The sequence below is a fragment of the bacterium genome (assembly GCA_030018315.1).
Classification (GTDB): Bacteria; Hydrothermota; UBA3073; order JACQXS01; family JAGMCI01; genus JASEGA01.
This window is the reverse complement of the sequence record JASEGA010000016.1, coordinates 1-17,354: the sequence shown is the minus strand read 5'-3', so window position 1 is coordinate 17,354 and position 17,354 is coordinate 1. Positions and strand designations below refer to the sequence as shown.

Genomic DNA, 17,354 nt, shown 5'->3' with positions numbered 1-17,354 from the left:
ATCCCTATGAGTAAATTGTCCAAGGTTAATGTCACAAACAAGTACACCAGCGTGGTACACAGAGGAGGAAAACACTTTCCTCCTCTGGAAACCACAGAGGTTGAGGTAAGTGATTACCAATTGAGGGAAATCAAGGCTTGTGTTCATCTCCAAGTGAAAATGGCAAGGGTAAAACCCTGCGACAGCGACGGATTACCCAACAGTGTTGAAACTGTTGAGCCTGATTTAACCGAGGAGGAACAAAATCCCGAGGTAGAGCAGGAGAAGGGTGAGTTTGACTGCCCATACTGCGAAGACTACCAAGGAACAAGCCGAATGGGGTTACTGGCACATGTCAGACAATCTCACAAGGAGTTATACGACGAGTTCAGGGAAAGGGGGTAAGCCACAATGGAATATTACAGCTCACCTGAAGAGGTGATGCAGTATACAGGCGTAAAACCCCAAGACCTAGGCTTGGAAGAAACCGAGGAATTGATAGAGGTTCTGGAGGGTTGGTTAGTTCAGATTAAAGACATCATTGACCAAGACCGTAACCGAAATTACCACCAGGTAGAAGGTGGTGTTCCTCCTGGCATAAACCATATAGCAATGAGGGTATGTGCTAACGTGGTGGCTCAAGCTTCCTTCAGGAGGGAAAGCACCATTGTTCAGGTGGATGATTACAAGGTGCAGATGGTTGATGACAACATCTTTACTGAGCCGATTATGAGAGACCTTTCTAGATATCCCAGAAAACCACGGTTTGGTATGATGGTGATGAAGAAGAGAGAGGAGTGAGCCAGGTATGGAGCTAAAATTCGAAGGGTGGAAACAGGAAGATGTAGACCGACTTCTTGAAGCCACCAGAGAAGCTTTAGTTCTGGCTATCAAGTACACTGCCACAGAGGTGTGGGGCAATATTAGGAAAGAAGCACCTGTAGACCATGGTAGGCTTGCTGGCTCATTCCAACTTTCTCAACTGGATGAAATGGCTTGGAAAATCTGGAGCGGTGTGCATTATGCTTTGCACGTGCATGAGGGAACTGGTATCCATGGACCAACTGGACAACCGTATGAGATACGACCAGTTAACAAGAAGGCATTGTACTGGGCAGGTGCAGACCATCCAGTTGCCAGAGTTATGCACCCAGGGATACCAGGAAACCCTTATGCCACCAGAGCCATGGATGAGGCAAGCAAGAGAACTGAAGAGTTCATTAGCAGAGCCTTACGAGAAACTGGTTTAGGAGGTGCAGCATGATGCCACATCAAATAAGGCTTGACCAGGCAATCAACCAAATATTGGATGCCATTGTCCAGACCATAGAGGCAGAAATCACAGAAGGGGGATTACTGGAGGGAGTGAAGACGGTTGTCCGAGGTGACAAGACCAGACCTAAACCAGAGACACCTTCTGTGTTCATTTTTACAGACATGGCTCAGATGCAACAATCACCCAGGACATTGGCAGAACAATGGCGGTTGCCTGTAATATTTGCAACGACGGTAAAGAATGATGACCCAGAGGAGGGTTATAGGCAAGTTACAGAGCTTGCTGCAAAGGTTCGGAGTGCGGTGTTGAGAAACCGTACCTTGGGCTTGAGGAATTTTGTACAAGACACTAAGAGCTTACGGTTCGAGGCAGGTGGACCAAACCACCAGCAAGGCTCATTGTTTGGGGCTGCAGCAGTGGTGGAAGTCTTGTTTACCATACTTGAGCCGAGCCAATAAAGGAAGGAGGATGGTGTAAATGCCTAAGATTTTGAGGTATCTTGGATTAGCAGAAGAAACAGAGTTTGCCCAAGCTGAGAATGCTGAATTCCACGTGGATATTGCTAGTGCTTCTCTGGATGCACCTGGGGATACCAACCTGGAGTTCGAAGGTAGTATGGGTAGGGGTGCAAGGCTACACAGACCTGGCTTCTACAGTCCAAGCGGTAACATTGTGTATGCGTTCGATATCAAGACTATCAGATGGTTACTCAAGTGGGCTTTGGGTGGATATGTGTTCACAGGAGCTGAAGACCTGCATGAGATTTATGCCAGCGACGGAACAAACCTGCCGAGTTTTACAGCAAGGCTGGGTAAAGACGTGTTTGAGCATGTGTTTGTTGGATGTAAGATTAATTCCCTGGAGATACAAGTGGAAGATAGCTTCTGCCAAGCTACAGCAGACATTGTGGCGGTTAAGGATAGCAAGGCAACACTGAAGGAGCAACATGAGCTCATCCTACCTGAAGACTATCCGTTGGCGTTCCATGAGGTAACTGCCAAGCTTAACAACGGAGATAAATCTGCTGATATCAAGGGCTTCACCCTGACAATTACAAATGGTTTTGATGCCTCTGCTGGTAGGAGTATTGGGAGCAGATATCCCAGAAAGTTGTTAGCCAGCAACCGTGAGGTAACACTGACTGCTAACATGTTTTTCGAAGGTACTGAAGAGCTTGAGCGGTATTGGGGAGGAGAAACTGGACCAAGTGATACAGGTTCTACAGAGTACAGCCTGGAATTCAACTTTGATGCAGGCAATGGTAAAGGAATGGTAATCCTTATGCCAAGGGTTATCCATACCAACGTTGACCTTCAACCTTCTGGTAGGGATGAATTGGTTCAGGTGATTAGTGCCAAGGCGTATATGGACAGCTTGACACTCAACGATGGCACAACCGAGATTGCCACTGACGTGTATGTATCCTTGGTTGATGTAGACCAGGAAGGTGGTGAAGGTTAATGGCTAAGCTGACTAAAGCTGATATTCTCAAAGGTAAAAACCAGGTTCATACCCAATACTTTGAAAAGCTGGATGGTGAGCTTGACCTAAGACCTTTGACAGAAGGTGAGTGGGCTGAGATTGAGGCTACACGAGCTAGTGCAGGCAAGGTAAGCGGTAAGCCTGTGTTCGACAAGAAGGGCAACATTGATAGGGCTGCAACTGAGAAAGCCTTAGAGGTGGAAATTGACACCAAGCAAACACAATTGTTAGACTTTGAAGCCAAGGCTATGGCAGTTGCCTTTGCGTTAAGTATAGATGAGCAATGGACAATTGACGAGGTAAAGCAATTGAGACCAGTGGGAGTGGTAGAGGAGATTGCAGAGTTTGTTTTCAATATTTCAGGTGTATCAGAGGAGGCTATTGAGCAAGTACGTTCCTTTCGCAAGAAGTAGAGAAGGACAAACAATTTTGCAGATGCACCTTGCTGGAATACCGTTCACCAACTGCTCTCAGGTGGATTTGACACCTGCACAGACAGAGTTCTTCATAGAAGCTATAAACCATATGCAACAAGAGATAGAGAACAACAAAAACAGCAAGGTGCAGGGTTCTGCAGACACTAAGAGTTTGCTTAAAGCTCAAGTAGAACAGAGGAGGAGGTGAGCAGTGTGGCAAACGTAATGGAAATTATCATCAAAGCAATAGACCAGGCAAGCGATACTATTGAGAAGATTGGCAAGAACAGTAAGCAAGCAGCAAGCTGGATGGAACAGAACTGGGTAAAGGTTACTGCTGCAGGTGTTGCTGTAGGCGGTGCTATGACCAAGATGACCAACAGAAGTTTTGAGCTTAACGACGGTTTGAGGCGTACTGCTGCTATTACAGGTGAAAATGAGACTGAATTACGCAAGATGATACAAGCCATGACTAATGCCACCTTCTCCAATGATGATGCAGTAAGGGGCATGGAGCGGTTAATCCAGTCTGGTGTGACTACCAAGGCTGAGTTTGAAAACCTGCTACCCACATTTGATAAGTTCTCTGATGCCACAGGGAAAGATATAGTTGAGAGTATTGATATCTTCGACCGAATGTTGTCAGCACTTGGTATTCCTCTGTCCGAGACTGAAGAACACCTGGATAGCCTGACCTTCTTGGCGAGCCAAACCACAGTTAATATGGATAATCTGGGACAGTTGATGAGGCGTGAAGCACCAGCCTTGAAGGATTTGGGCTTGAGCGTTGATGATGTGGTAGTTGCCATGGCTGCACTGGAAGCAGAGGGTAGGCGTGGACCAAGAGCAGTTATGGGCTTCCAGGAAGCAATCCGCAATGCCGAAGGTGATGTAAATAAATTCTGGCAGGAGCTTGGTGTAGCGAACGAGACCTTAGAAGAGCAGCGGAAGAGGCTCAAAAACAGTGCAGGACTAACTGATGAACTTGCTGAGATTAACACCAGGAGCTTGGGTGTATGGGCTAACCTGAAACATAATATTGACAGTGCTATGTGGAGTATAGGCACGTTTCTGGAGCCAGTTAAAGACCTTGGACCACTGATGATGGGACTTGGACTAGCTATAAAAGGCGTAAGCACAGCCAAGGAAGCACTGTCAACCATATCCTTAAAGAGTATGGTGCCAGCGTTCCTAGCAGCAGTTAAGGCTACCTGGGCATTCACAGCAGCACTCTTGGCAAACCCGATAACCTGGATTGTGGTGTTAATTGTAGGGCTTATTGCAGCCATAGTTCTCCTCTGGAAGAACTGGGACACGGTTAGTGAGTGGCTTGTTAATAGCTGGGAGTGGATAAAAGACAAAGCTACAGCAATCTTCCAGGCGATAGCCGACTTCTTTGTGGGTATTTGGGACTGGATTAAAGAGATTTTCCAGAAAGCACTGTCATTCATAGTTGATTTGTTCTTCAAATACCACCCATTAGGCATAATTATTGCCAACTGGGAAGAGATATCTCAGTTTTTCATAGAGGTTTGGGAGCGTATCAAAGAAATTTTCACTAATGCTCTCAATGCTGTATGGAATGCCATACAGAATGTCTGGAACAGGGTACGAGACGTAACCAGCAACATCTGGGGCGGTATCAAGAACACCATTACAAACCTGATTAATACCATACGTAATGTCATTGGCACAACCTTCGACTGGATGAGCAGTAAGATAACAGGTGTTTGGGAGAGGGTTCGTAGCACGACCAGAAGTATTTGGGACAGTATGGTAGGTATCATTAAAGCACCTATCAATGGTATAATTGGGTTAATGAACGGAATGATTAATGCCTTGAACAGGGTGAAAATTAATATTCCTAAGATACCTGACTGGATTCCTGGTATTGGTGGTAAGGGAGGCGGTTCGATTGGCTTCAATATCCCCAACATTCCCCAACTGGCACGAGGTGGATTTATCAGGGCTGGAAACCCGACACCTGCAATCATTGGTGAAGGTGTGCATGATGAGGCAGTTTTACCACTGTCTGAGAGTGTGCTTGGAAGACTAGCACAGGCGATAGCCGATAGAATTGGTTCAGGTGGTGGCGGTGGAGAATTTGTTATAACCGTTCCTCTGTACATTGATGGTAGAGAGGTAGCTAGGGCTACAACACCACACATCAGCACCAACCTGATGCGTAAACAAAATGCCAGAGATAGGGCAAAAGGGAGGGGGTAGACTATGATTACCTATGACGGTGTAGACCTGGGTGAATTGATGTTTATCAGAGATGTGCAAAGACCGATTATGCCAAGCCAGTCATTAGAGACGGTCAATATTGAAGGTAGACACGGTGTTTTGTTCATGTTTAAGAAGCATGAGGCTATTACCCTTCCTGTCCAGGTGGTAGTGGCAGAGGATAGCGTGGAACTTCTCAACACCAGGAGACGTGAAATAGCTGCAGCCTTACACAAACATGAGCCTAAGCGGTTGATTTTTCATGACGAGCCTGATAAGTATATTGAGGGTATCTTGGTAGGTGAGTCTCCACTGCCCACTCTGGCTACACATGGAGAAGCAACGTTTAATTTCTTCTGCCCAGAGCCTTTTTGGTATGCGGTGGAAGATGATGAATTTGAATTTGAGCAGGTAGGTACGAACGACTTCGTAAGAAAAGGGACAGTTGAGAGTGAGCCTATTATTGAGATAACAGGAGAAATGGCACACGGACAGTTGGACATTGACCTTAACGGCAATGTTATGAGTTTTCTGGGAAGGTTGGAGTATGGAGAAACCTTGGTTATCGACAGCAAGTGGATGACAGCTTATATCCTTGATGCTCAACAAGAGCGAAAGAGTGTCATTAACGATTTGAGTACATTGGAATTCTTACTGACGAGACCAGGCTTAAACAACTTTAGCGTAACCAGTGCTTCAGCCGATATCAACAGCATTAAAGTCATCTGCAGAAGTAGATGGTTATAAAGGAGGGTTAAATATGAGTAAGTCAGGCTTCAAAAAATTGGGCACTGCAGACAGCGTAATTGCTGCCCACATGAATGGGCTTGGGGCAGGCGTCAACAAACTGGAGGAGCTTCTGGACATGGACACAGACACCCAGACAGGCTACCAGTTAACACCTGTAGCAGACCAAGAGGACATCAGCCTCCAGTACCGTATTTACGAGGCAGATATAAAGAATTGGTTGGAAGAGCCTGAGCCAGTTATCTACCGTAATGAGGAAGAAGTTGACCCAGATGAATATGTGGTGTACCCAGGACACGGTGCAATTGTGTTCCACGTGCAACAACAACCTGGAGATGTTGTAACAGCCGACTTCGAACATATAGTTGCCACTTCTCAGAGGTTGGACGATATGCAGAGTAAGACCGACCAAGTAGACGGTTTAGTCACTGCATTGGGGGAATTGGGTGAACAGGTAGGAGATAACACTGAAGATATAGAAGACCTGAACACAAGGGTGGAAATACTTGAGAATATTGAGTCTCTCAGTTTCCCAATATATGCGGTAGGTAGTTACAAAAATGCTGCACTGATTGGTGATGGAGCCAGTGAAAGAAATAACAACAGTGGTATAAGCCTATCAGCTAATTCTCTGTTGGTACTGCCCATGTTTGTACCACATACCATGACTTTTAACAGTATAGGGTCAAACCTGTTAACACCAGGAGGAAACTATACAAATTTTGGTATCTGGAAGGACAACGGTGCTGGCTATCCAGGGGAATTGGTGCATGACAGTGGACCAATTGTATCAGCCACAACAGGTTTAAGAACAAGCAGTGCAGAATTTACACTTGAAAAAGGGCTTTATTGGATAGGGTTTGTAAGCAATGCAACTCAAGCCTTCCAAGGGCTTCGATCTAAGACTTTACCAGTGATAGCTACAGATTGGAATCCAGCTAGAAGTTATGTGGCTTATAGGGTTAGTCACACTCACACAGGCAGTGAGCACAGTTTGCCTAACCCATTCCCTTCAGGTGCAACCATGCAAAGTACTGAGGTAAATGAGATGTTTCCTGCTGCATTTGTAAGACGTAAAGAATAGGAGGTGAGGACACATGGCAAGGTATAACCAGTTAGGGACAATTAGATATAACCGACTGGGTGTAGTTCGGTACAACGACCGAGCTGACATTAGACCACCTGTGCCCACCTTCTATGATAGGCTTGCCAAAGCCAGACCAGTGGTGCTGGGCGAAGACCGAAAGGTGTTAGCGGTGCTAGAGAATGCCACAGACATCATAATCTTTGAAGAGATTAATGGTGAACACACTCTGACCTTTGTTCTCCCATTCAAAGATGACAAGAGACAATATGTTAAAACTGAAAATTTAATCAGAGTTGTAGACCGTGAGTATGTCATCAGGCGTATCACTACTGTCAGACCAGAGCAGGGCAGTATTAACATGGAAGTGTACTGTGAAGCGGTTTGGTATGAGCTCAAATACATGGAGCCAATGGTTGAATCAGAGTGGGTAGCAACCACTCCAAAGGTGGTAATGACGGATATCTTGGCAGGCACAGGTTGGCGTGTTGGAGACGTTGAAATTGATACAGAGCGTAACCTGGAGCTTGAGCCTGGGTTAACCAACAGGCTGAGTGCTTTGTGGAATATTCCAGAAGTTTGGGGTGGAGAGATAGAGTTTGACACTCTTACCAAGGTTGTCCACCTGAGAGAACAGATAGGTGGTGACCCAGGGGTTGCCATAGTAACAGGCAAAAATATGAGGAGTATGGAGAGTGAGTCAAGTACAGAGGAGTTAATCACCAAAATTTACCCTTACGGCAAGAATATGATGACCATTCGAGACGTAAACAACGGTGTGGAATTCTTGGAGAATTATCAGTACACTGACAAGGTAAGGGTAAAAACCTTCAAAGATGAGCGGTTTACTAATCCGTTCCACCTGAAGGAGAAGGCAGAAGAGATTTTAGAAGAGTTATCCAGACCGAGAGAGAGTTATATTGTTAAGGCTTCAGACCTGTCATTCCAGACTGGACTTAGCCACGAAGTGTTCAGGCTGGGGGATAAGGTTACAACCTTTGATAAAGACCTTGGTATATTCGTCAAGACCAGGATAGTCAGGTGGGAGTATAATGTTGTTAAACCATGGGATACCGACCTGGAATTAAGTGCCAAGTCTCCAGACTTGAGTATGTTGCTTAACCAGGTAAGAGACGTGGCAAGACAACTGGAGCAAGCTGACACGGTTGACAGGAGTGAGATGCTTGAGCTGATGGTATTCAACTATCTGATTAACAGCCGAGCAGACGAAGGTTTTGCTCACTGGAGTAACCTGGGCTGGGAAGTAGATGCCACCAGGGGGAAGACAGGTGCAGCTAGTTTCAAATGTGTGGGACACCCAACACAGGAGAAGGTGATGGAGCAGAAGGTTTACCCTTCCAACCGTGATAACTTTGCAGTGAGTTTTGAGGCTGATGTAACTGCAGTACAACCAGCAAGCGGTGCAAAGATAGGCATTGAAGTGGAGATTAAATATGATGATGGCAGCACAGAGATTGTGTTCTTGCCATTGGTTTAGGAGGTGTAACTATGTTTAGGAGAAAGGCACAGGTGGTTACACCAGACTGGGGCAAGAGAATTGTGTCAGTCAAGATACGACTGGTTGGTAAGAATTTTAGTGGGACATTGTATATTACTGACTTGATGTTCCAGGGTGGCACCATATCCACAGAATGGACTGGACACCCTTCTGAGATAAAGTGGGTGATGTAAATGGGAGAGTTTGTAAGATATTTGCAGGTGTTCCAGCCCAACAAAGATAAACGAATAGAGAGCATGGAATTGAGGGTGGTTGCCAACAATTTTGAAGGGGAGTTGACCATAACCGATATCATGTTCCAGGGCGGTGCTCAAGTTACTGCTTATATTCCCCACACATCAGAGATTTTGAAATTGGTGGAAAGTACCATAAATGAGAACGATACAGCACAAGGGAATGACGAATATCAAAACTTTCCACCTGAAGTCTATGAAGGCGTTAAGAACAGGTTTTTCAACTTTATAGGGCGTGGACATGAGGTAATTGTCATCCCTAACGTTTATCATGAAGACTATTCCAAGCCTATAATGATGGCTGGGCTTGATTTAACCATATATCCTAAGGATAACTACGACTTACTCAAGATTTCAACTAATTTTGGCACCCAGATAGAGAGTTGGGACAGGGTTTACTGGGGTTTGTTTGAAGAACACCCACTGCACAAGCGGTACACTAAAGAATTTTATATGAGCGGTGCTACAGCAGGTACAGAGATTAAATTGCATACCAGCACACGTACAGCCACTGTGGGTGGCGTTCCCCAACCACAGGGGATAAGACACTTCAACGTGGGGGAAGTCAATGGAGAGACCAAAATTTTGACCACTCCAAGGCAATCCTTCATGGTAATGCCTGTGGGTTCGTACCGAATAAGGGTTGAATTCTACAAGAGGGTGAGCCAAGAAATTTCCAATGCCTGGGGCGGTGTTGACCAGGTGCAATATATGAGAGATACTGGTATTGGCTTTACAGGGGTTGCGGAGTTTACTCAGTACACGTTGGGAGGTGGTAAGATATGAAATTCCTGTCATGGAGCTTACATGCACCCAGCAGTGCAAACTTTGACCAATACAAACAGAAGATAAACGGTGAGTGGGTGACAATTGACCCAAATGCACCTATGAACTGGGGCGTCAATAGCAGGGGCTTCCTCCAAGCGATTGAGCTGTATCATGAGAAAATTTATGCTATTGGGTTGCACGACTTCGGAGTAGCAAACGACGGTACTATATACAACTATAAAGCCACTTGGTTGAACGTGCTCAACAGTGCAGGCACTGCAATACAATCCTGGGTTCCAACATCACTGAGATATCTGATGGAGACATACCCAAACATCAAGTGGAGTTTACAGACGATAGCCTTTGGAGACACACTGGTTAACCGATTGTTGGACAATACAGATGGTTGCCAAGACACCTATATTGACCAGTTGTACAAGATTGCCGAGCTTTACCTTGCAGCAGGATATCCCATAGCAGGCATTGAGACCGACTTCGAGAAGGTGGGCACACGTGAGGGTGATGCTGAGAAATACAGAGACCTGTTGATAAGAACTAAGCAAGAGGTTTGCATACCGTTAGGACTGGAAGACCGTGTCAACCTGTATGCTATGACTGGAGTTAATAACCCAAGCTACTACGGTTGGCACAGCTACCCAATAATGGCTCAAGCCAACTGTGACGAGTACCAGTTGATGACCTATGACTTCGCCTGGGCAGGTTCAGCACCTGGACCAAGTACACCTGTGTGGTGGCTACAGAATGTCATGAGCTGGGTTGCCCAGAGCCTTCCACCTGACAGAACATTCATAGGTAACGCAGCATACGGCAGACGTTGGAACATCAGCGTTGAGGGTGGACGGGGAGCAACTGTAACCTACAAACAGCTCATCCAGTGGCAGAACGGATTGTTCAAACACAACGAGGGTAGTAGGAGACCAGACGGTTCATTCTGGTGGGTTAACCAGCCATTCCTGCCTTGGTGTGGTACTCATGATGACGAGAGCCACTACCAGAAGAGTTACTTGCACGTATATGACATGTTCAGAGAGCCACACATTGAGACGGTTAGGAACATCAACCGAGGCACATACAACCAAGAGCGGTTCATCACCAGTTACTTCAAGAGACAAAGACCTGTTTTTGGCGGTGTGCTGATGGTTCTAACATCAGGTGTTCGTTCAGGTGAAACCAGCTTATCTTTGCAAGCTACCAGGAATGAAGAGGGGTTAGGGCAACACACCTTCCAGGGCTACACAGTAAGAAACCGTCAATGGGCTTATGACGAAAACCGGAAAGCATGTGTGCCAGCCTTGGTTGGTTGGGATGGAGAAGAGCCAATATTTTCAGAAGATGGAAAGATAACCTATATGTTTAATGCCACAGGCAATTACCGACTGATAGCCTTGGTTAGCTTCCCCACATACGGAGCTGATACCATAGGTATTACTGTAAACAGTTCTCCTTTCACTATAGGAGGAGAAAACCTGGAAGACTGGTATCCGTTCTATGTGTTGGGCAGTCATTTCTATGACTGCGGTTCATGGAATTTTTCTGGCACGAATACAATTGAGGTGGGGAACACTAACCAAGCTGTCATATACGGGTTCATAGTGTGCCAGAGCTATGACCAAAATAACTTAGGAGGGGTGATGCGTTGTACACCGAACATTCAGCAGTTTTACGAGAGGGACGAAGTGGATGGAAAGGTACTAAAAAAGAGACTGGCTTCTCTGCCAGAGGAGCTGACGGTAACTGCTGAAACGATACGGAGAGTGCCGAGACCTGTCATTATCTGGGAAGACAATATCTCACCACATGTCAACCAGCAGATACCGAACAACGACTTGACACGTACAGCATATTACAGGAGGGCAAACCCAGCCAGCTACAGTAGTGGAAGTGGACCAAACCTTTACTGGACTGGAGAGCAGATGGTTTGTATCAGCCAGGTGAGTGCTGTAGGGTTTAGTTCAGGTGAGTGGATTATCCAGCCTGCAGGGTATGCAACCTGCAGCAACGGACAGCTTATTTTAGACAAGCGGTTCTCGTGTAATATCCATGCGGAGGTTAGGTTGCTCTTTGAGACAGGACAACAACAAGCTGCAGGAATGAGGTTCTTGGCAAGTCAGAGAGGGAATAGCAATGAAGGGTATTTGTTTTTGGTAGACTACCGAGACAACACGGTAAAGCTGATATATAACGGTCAGGTGATAGCCACAGAGCCAATGAGTGCAGCTTTAGCAGGTTTGCAAGGGTCAAGTGTGGATATAAGAGTAACCGTGCACAACAACAGATTTATCGGTGTGGTGGGTAACAGGCAGTACTTTGATATGCAACTACCCACACCCGTAGAACAGGGAGCTTGGGGTGCTTATGTTAAAGGTGGGCAGGTTAGACTTTACAACCTGATTATAAACACCACTGACCGATACGAGCCAATGGAGAAGTTGGCAGTCAAAATCGATGAGCAAACTTATACGTTCGGAGAAGTGCCACGAAGCGTGGGGTACGACCAATATGGCTACCTGGAGTACTCAGGGCTTAATGTGAGGAGCACAGAGTTAGAGCCTTATCCATGGGATTTGGACTACCGTCATTCACCACTGGCAACCGTTCAATCTTGGCAGGGTAGTAAGGAGATAGAAGTTCAATTTGTTGATGCAGGTATCTGGTTGCGGTCAATATATGTTGGTGATGCAGAGGGGTTCTCTGTTGCTTGGAATGGTGATGCCCAAGGGTTCATCCGAACTGTAGACATTATTCGTGGCTACAATGCTAAGGGCATAGGTATGTGGGCATTGGGGCAAGAGGACATGACCTTGTTCACCTACCTACCAGACGCAAACAGAGAGGAGAGTGTGTGATGCCAGATAGAAAGGATGATACTCAGTGGTACAGTAACAAAGATTTGTTTGAAATGCTTAACAGCCTTAAAAATGACTTGAGAGAAACCCAGCTTGAGATGAGAAAATATAACGACTTGAGGAGAACACTCAATGATGTTATGGAGTCACAGGAGAAGCTAACCAAGATTGTTGAGTGTACTGTGTCAGACTTAACAAAACTAAAGGCTGGTAAAGCTGGAAGGAGGCAAGCCTTTAGCGACACCAGAGAAATGATACTCTTGGGTATAGCTGTGGGCGGGTAGATTGTGACTTTAATAGGGTTGTTTCTCAGATAAACTATGAAAGGGGGATTGGCAATGACCAAGAAGGTAATGATTGACCCAGGGCATGCACCTGGGAATGCAAACCGTGGACCAACTGGTTACTATGAGTATTGGGGTATGTGGATTGTATCCACCTGTCTCAAGGTAGCATTAGAGAGGTGTGGTGTTGTAGCCGACCTGACCAGGAAGGAGAACGAAAATCCAAGCCTGCAGGCGAGAGGTGAGGCAGCAAGGGGGTACGACTTGTTCATCAGTGAACACAGTAATGCAGCCAATGGGCGAGTACGAGGTTGTGAGGTTTACTACTCTGTCAGGAGGAGTGGAGACCGTCAGCATGCTGCAGCAATATCTGCTGCTTCTGCCAAGTTAATGGATAACCCAGACCGTGGAGCCAAGACAAGGTTGTATCCTGGCAGAACTGACCTGGATTATTATGGAGTAATCAGAAATGCTGTGGCGGTGGGTTGTCCCCATGTGTTCCTGGCTGAGAGTGGCTTCCATGATAACCCAATTGATGAAGCATGGCTTAAGAATGAGGATAACCTTGAGAAACTGGCAGAAGTTCATGCCGAAGAAATTTGTAAAATCCTAGGCGTCAAGTATATTGCACCTGGGGCTGATGACGAAGATAGCGACGTACTGTACCGTGTCCAGGTGGGAGCGTTCGCAGTTAAGGCTAATGCTGACAGAATGTACCATAGGTTGAAGGCTGATGGCTATGACACCTATATGGTACAAGGTGATGACGACTTGTACCGAGTACAGACTGGAGCATTCAGGGTACGGAGTAATGCTGACAGGCTGGCTAACGACTTGAAGAGCAACGGTTATGACATTTATATCACCACCAGAGCAGGCAGACCTGTAACACCTGGCAAGGCTGAAGCACCTGAGCCTATTCGGGTAGGAGATAAGGTTCGGGTGAAGCAGGGAGCCAAAACCTACACAGGTGGCAACCTGGCAAGCTTTGTGTATCAGAGAGTGTATGATGTCATTGAAGTCCGTGGAGACCGAGTGGTAATAGGGATTGGCAGTGCAGTTACTGCAGCCATGAATGTCAACGATTTAATTAAAATATAGAAGGAGGTGAAGACATGGAGTTTTTACAAGGGCTTAATTCCTGGTGGGGGTTGGTAGTAGTAGTGGTTGCAATTGCAATCTATGCTATCTATGACTTCAGTAAAGCCAAAAAGATAATTGCATCCATGATATTCCAAGCAGAAGAACGGGCTAGAGGGTTAGCTCTCATTTCAGGTAAAACCAAGTTTAATTGGGTAAAGAACAACACCTACCACCTGCTACCCAAGTGGCTACGGTTCGTTTTATCTGAGGAAATGTATCAGGCTTTAATCCAGAAGGTGTTTGATGAACTGAAGGCTTGGGCTAAGCGACAACCTTTACCTAAATAATTTGAGATTTGTTGATTAAAGCCGAAAAGCCCTGGCATACTGGACAACCCTGCGAAAATGGAGAAATTTGTCCGTTCAGCGGTGGAGGTATCAGCACTTACCTGATTAACTACCCTTACAATACGTAATGCAACTGACAAAGAATTGAATAAAAGCATACTTTAAAGGAAAATCCCTTCTCTAAATAGAGGAGGGTTTTCTTTTCAACCTGTTTCAGGTTGTTTCAGGTTGTTTCAGGTTGAAACAGGTTGTGGGATTTGAGTTAAATCCACAGGATTTAAGCTAATCCACAAAACTGACGTCGGTTTGATTTTGGGCTAATGCCTGTAAAATGGACATTTTAAAACCGAGGGTTCGTCGCAAGCTGGAAACCAGGTTGGGGTAAAATTTTTTCAGGTTGAACGAAATTTTTTCACGAAAGCAGTTCTGGGTTGGAGGGAAGGTATGGCATTAAAAATATCGGTTTGCCTGGAATGGTATTGGGAATGGTGGAACATACTACTTGTCACAATCCATTAGAGGGAGGCAACGAGAATGTTGAGTAGGCAACGTAAGGAACTGCTTTTGAGAGGACAACATATCAGGCAGGTGCAGGCTGACTTCAGAAAGAAACTGTCCACAGGTGAAATGCAGCCAGCCGAGGTTTTAGTTCTCAGAAGAGTGAAAAGTGAGGTGGCAAGGATGAGAGTTCAATACTTCCTGGAGAGTATACCAGGGGTGGGCAGGGTTCGTGCTACAGAGCTGATGAGTGAGCTTGGGTTAAACCCACAGGACACACCCAGGCTGGAAGACCTGACTTTCTCTCAGGTGCTTAAAATTTCAGAAAAATTTTAGGAAATTTCAAAAAGTCTGAAAATGGGAGCAATTAAGAGCATACCAGCAGAGGATAGTCCAAACCGACGTTAATCAGGTTAAAACCGATGTGTGAAAATCTGCCAAGTCAGTGATAATAAGATTAACCAAGGGGACATAAGAGTGAAGAGAGAGTTCCCCACCACCAAATAATAAGGAGGAAACAAGAATGAAAAAGAACACTGGCTTCAACACTAAGAGGACTTTCGGAGTAGAGATTGAATTCTTCCTGAAACAGAGCCACCAAAGAGGAGCAGGAGCACAAGAGGTTGCAGCGAAGGTTAGGGAATACGGTATCAACTGCCACGTCGAGGGATACAACCACACAACCAGATCTTATTGGAAGATAGTCACAGATGCAAGCGTAGACTACGAAGGGTTAGAAATTGTCAGCCCAATACTCCAAGGACACGACGGACTGAAGCAACTGGAAACTGTCTGTAAAGCACTGGAAGCAGCAGGAGCTAAAGTCAACAAGAGCTGTGGAATTCACGTTCACCATGATGCCAACGACTTCAGCCTGACAACCTTCAAAAATATCTACGGCATGTATGCAAGGTTTGAAGATAGCATTGACGAACTGGTTGCCAAGAGCAGAAGGGGAATGAACAACACCTACTGCAAGAGTCCCAGAACAAACCTGGAAGCATTACAAAATGCCAACAGCGTTGAAGAAATCATCAATAGCATTTATCCAGACCGTTACATCAAACTGAATTGCCAGAGCTTCAGACGCCATGGCACAATCGAATTCAGACAACACCAGGGAAGCACAGAGTTCAAAAAGATTTCAGCCTGGGTCATCTTTACCCAAATGATGGTAGAAAGAGCGGTTCAAGGTAAGATACAACTGAAGAAGGGTGCAACCGACTGGTTTAACTTCAAGAAAGTGGTAAGAGCCTACGGTTGGATGGGAGCAGATGAACTTCAGCAGGAGGCAGTCAGCTACCTGAACAAAAGACGCAACACCTTAGCCAAGAAATACAATATGGCACTGGCAAGCTAACAGCCGAAACTTCCCCAGGTGGTGGGGAAGTCTGGTGGGGATAGCCTCCCACCACTGATGAAGGCAGGCAAAACAAGGAGGTAATGAGAATGGCAAGTTACTTAGGGATTGAATGTAGGAAGATGAAACCAACCAAGAAGCATAGACCAGCGATATGGGAGAGTATGTTAGGTACAGTGAAGGCTATGAGCAGTAAGCGTGAGATAAGGTACTTTGACTATGACTATGAAGCAGCAAAAGAGTTTGCAGAATTGGGAGAAGACCTGAGAGCATACAGAGCAGACAGAACTTTGAACTATGACGGCAAACCTGAGAATTACATCAGCAAGGGTAAGCTGATACTTTGGACAAAGGAGGGTGTAAAGGATGATTAAGATAATCTGTGAAGACGGTGCAAGGTTTGAAGCTGAGAACTATGAAGACCTGGTGAGAGCCATGAAGTTGGATATGTGGCTTCCCCAGAGCAAGCAGGAGTATATGGAGAGTGTAGCAAGACGGTGTGAAATTTGGAATGGTGAACAAATACGATATGGGGATGCAAGAGAGTTTATCTTGGAACTGAAGAGAGTGGGAGTTATCAAAATGATGGTAGGAGGGGAATAACATGTGTACACTGACAACCTTCAACAAGGCTGAAAAGGAGATGCTCCAAGCCAGGAGTTTAGAAAAGTTGAACAGGACAGCAACATGGCTCAAGACACATTTTGAAAATAATCCAGAAGATAAGGAATTAATTTGGAACGACCTAGCAAAACTATATATCAGAAGGAAGCAACAGTTACAGCCGAAACCCACCACCAGACAAGCCAGAATTTACATCAAGCAGTGGTTAGCCAGAAAGATTGGCACACCCAGTGAGCGTTCTCTACGGAATTGGACCAGAGTGTGGCAAGCATTACCACATACCACAGAGCCAAGAAGATATTGAATTAATCAGGAACATGATAGAGAGCATAGAGTATGAGGGATGGATACCCAAAAGTGCAGTGGAAGTTTTCGAAGAAAGTTGAGAAAAGTGTGAAAAAGTTAGGAAAACGAAGGTGGTGGTAGATGCAACATGAAACTGGTGTAAACCGATGAATGTGAGGTATGCTAACGGAGTGGTTATCAGGTAAATAAGATTACCCGACAGGGCAACACTAAATTATAAGGAGGCAATAACAATGACTTACGGATTAAGGTGGA

General features: G+C 45.6%; 22 protein-coding genes and 1 other RNA gene. All 23 read left to right on the top strand.

Annotation, left to right across the window (positions count from 1 at the left end; all coding sequences use genetic code 11):
- The first annotated feature begins 6 nt into the window (after positions 1-6).
- Positions 7-384, top strand: a complete 378-nt coding sequence (locus QMD71_06310; protein ID MDI6840439.1) for a hypothetical protein — start codon at positions 7-9, stop codon at positions 382-384.
- A gap of 6 nt (positions 385-390) precedes the next feature.
- On the top strand, positions 391-780 hold the full coding sequence (locus QMD71_06305) for a hypothetical protein (GenBank protein ID MDI6840438.1): 390 nt from the start codon (positions 391-393) through the stop codon (positions 778-780).
- 7 nt (positions 781-787) lie between these two features.
- Complete coding sequence (locus QMD71_06300) at positions 788-1,243, top strand: hypothetical protein (protein ID MDI6840437.1); 456 nt, start codon at positions 788-790, stop codon at positions 1,241-1,243.
- On the top strand, positions 1,240-1,713 hold the full coding sequence (locus QMD71_06295; protein MDI6840436.1) for a hypothetical protein: 474 nt from the start codon (positions 1,240-1,242) through the stop codon (positions 1,711-1,713). The genes QMD71_06300 and QMD71_06295 overlap by 4 nt, the downstream gene beginning before the upstream one ends.
- Before the next feature lie 19 nt (positions 1,714-1,732).
- The gene (locus QMD71_06290; GenBank protein ID MDI6840435.1) at positions 1,733-2,716 is read left to right on the top strand and encodes a phage tail tube protein; all 984 of its coding nucleotides are present in this window, start codon (positions 1,733-1,735) and stop codon (positions 2,714-2,716) included.
- Positions 2,716-3,150 carry a hypothetical protein gene (locus tag QMD71_06285; protein ID MDI6840434.1) on the top strand — a complete coding sequence of 145 codons (435 nt, stop codon included), beginning with the start codon at positions 2,716-2,718 and terminating at the stop codon, positions 3,148-3,150. Before QMD71_06290 ends, QMD71_06285 begins: the two co-directional genes overlap by 1 nt.
- Positions 3,119-3,361, top strand: coding sequence for a hypothetical protein (locus QMD71_06280; protein ID MDI6840433.1), 243 nt, complete (start codon positions 3,119-3,121; stop codon positions 3,359-3,361). The genes QMD71_06285 and QMD71_06280 overlap by 32 nt, the downstream gene beginning before the upstream one ends.
- A 5-nt stretch (positions 3,362-3,366) precedes the next feature.
- Complete coding sequence (locus tag QMD71_06275; protein ID MDI6840432.1) at positions 3,367-5,379, top strand: phage tail tape measure protein; 2,013 nt, start codon at positions 3,367-3,369, stop codon at positions 5,377-5,379.
- A gap of 3 nt (positions 5,380-5,382) precedes the next feature.
- Complete coding sequence (locus QMD71_06270; protein ID MDI6840431.1) at positions 5,383-6,126, top strand: phage tail family protein; 744 nt, start codon at positions 5,383-5,385, stop codon at positions 6,124-6,126.
- On the top strand, positions 6,071-7,210 hold the full coding sequence (locus tag QMD71_06265) for a hypothetical protein (protein MDI6840430.1): 1,140 nt from the start codon (positions 6,071-6,073) through the stop codon (positions 7,208-7,210). Before QMD71_06270 ends, QMD71_06265 begins: the two co-directional genes overlap by 56 nt.
- A gap of 13 nt (positions 7,211-7,223) precedes the next feature.
- A complete protein-coding gene (locus tag QMD71_06260) occupies positions 7,224-8,708 on the top strand; it encodes a phage tail protein (protein ID MDI6840429.1) in 1,485 nt (494 codons plus the stop codon).
- 11 nt (positions 8,709-8,719) lie between these two features.
- The gene (locus tag QMD71_06255) at positions 8,720-8,902 is read left to right on the top strand and encodes a hypothetical protein (protein ID MDI6840428.1); all 183 of its coding nucleotides are present in this window, start codon (positions 8,720-8,722) and stop codon (positions 8,900-8,902) included.
- Complete coding sequence (locus tag QMD71_06250; protein MDI6840427.1) at positions 8,903-9,748, top strand: hypothetical protein; 846 nt, start codon at positions 8,903-8,905, stop codon at positions 9,746-9,748.
- Positions 9,745-12,597 carry a glycosyl hydrolase family 18 protein gene (locus QMD71_06245; GenBank protein MDI6840426.1) on the top strand — a complete coding sequence of 951 codons (2,853 nt, stop codon included), beginning with the start codon at positions 9,745-9,747 and terminating at the stop codon, positions 12,595-12,597. The genes QMD71_06250 and QMD71_06245 overlap by 4 nt, the downstream gene beginning before the upstream one ends.
- Positions 12,597-12,881: a hypothetical protein gene (locus QMD71_06240; GenBank protein MDI6840425.1), complete on the top strand. Its 285-nt coding sequence runs from the start codon at positions 12,597-12,599 to the stop codon at positions 12,879-12,881. Before QMD71_06245 ends, QMD71_06240 begins: the two co-directional genes overlap by 1 nt.
- Positions 12,882-12,935: 54 nt before the next feature.
- A complete protein-coding gene (locus QMD71_06235) occupies positions 12,936-13,982 on the top strand; it encodes an N-acetylmuramoyl-L-alanine amidase (GenBank protein MDI6840424.1) in 1,047 nt (348 codons plus the stop codon).
- 14 nt (positions 13,983-13,996) lie between these two features.
- Positions 13,997-14,311, top strand: a complete 315-nt coding sequence (locus QMD71_06230; GenBank protein MDI6840423.1) for a hypothetical protein — start codon at positions 13,997-13,999, stop codon at positions 14,309-14,311.
- A 534-nt stretch (positions 14,312-14,845) separates the two neighbouring features.
- Positions 14,846-15,145 (top strand): DNA-binding protein, encoded by a 300-nt coding sequence (locus QMD71_06225; protein ID MDI6840422.1) that lies wholly within the window; start codon positions 14,846-14,848, stop codon positions 15,143-15,145.
- Between the two features lie 187 nt (positions 15,146-15,332).
- Positions 15,333-16,169 carry an amidoligase family protein gene (locus QMD71_06220; GenBank protein ID MDI6840421.1) on the top strand — a complete coding sequence of 279 codons (837 nt, stop codon included), beginning with the start codon at positions 15,333-15,335 and terminating at the stop codon, positions 16,167-16,169.
- Between the two features lies 1 nt (position 16,170).
- Positions 16,171-16,242, top strand: an RNA gene (locus QMD71_06215) — hammerhead ribozyme type II.
- Between the two features lie 10 nt (positions 16,243-16,252).
- Positions 16,253-16,543, top strand: coding sequence for a hypothetical protein (locus QMD71_06210; protein MDI6840420.1), 291 nt, complete (start codon positions 16,253-16,255; stop codon positions 16,541-16,543).
- On the top strand, positions 16,536-16,772 hold the full coding sequence (locus QMD71_06205; GenBank protein ID MDI6840419.1) for a hypothetical protein: 237 nt from the start codon (positions 16,536-16,538) through the stop codon (positions 16,770-16,772). Before QMD71_06210 ends, QMD71_06205 begins: the two co-directional genes overlap by 8 nt.
- Before the next feature lies 1 nt (position 16,773).
- Complete coding sequence (locus QMD71_06200) at positions 16,774-17,097, top strand: hypothetical protein (protein ID MDI6840418.1); 324 nt, start codon at positions 16,774-16,776, stop codon at positions 17,095-17,097.
- The last annotated feature ends 257 nt before the right edge of the window (positions 17,098-17,354 follow it).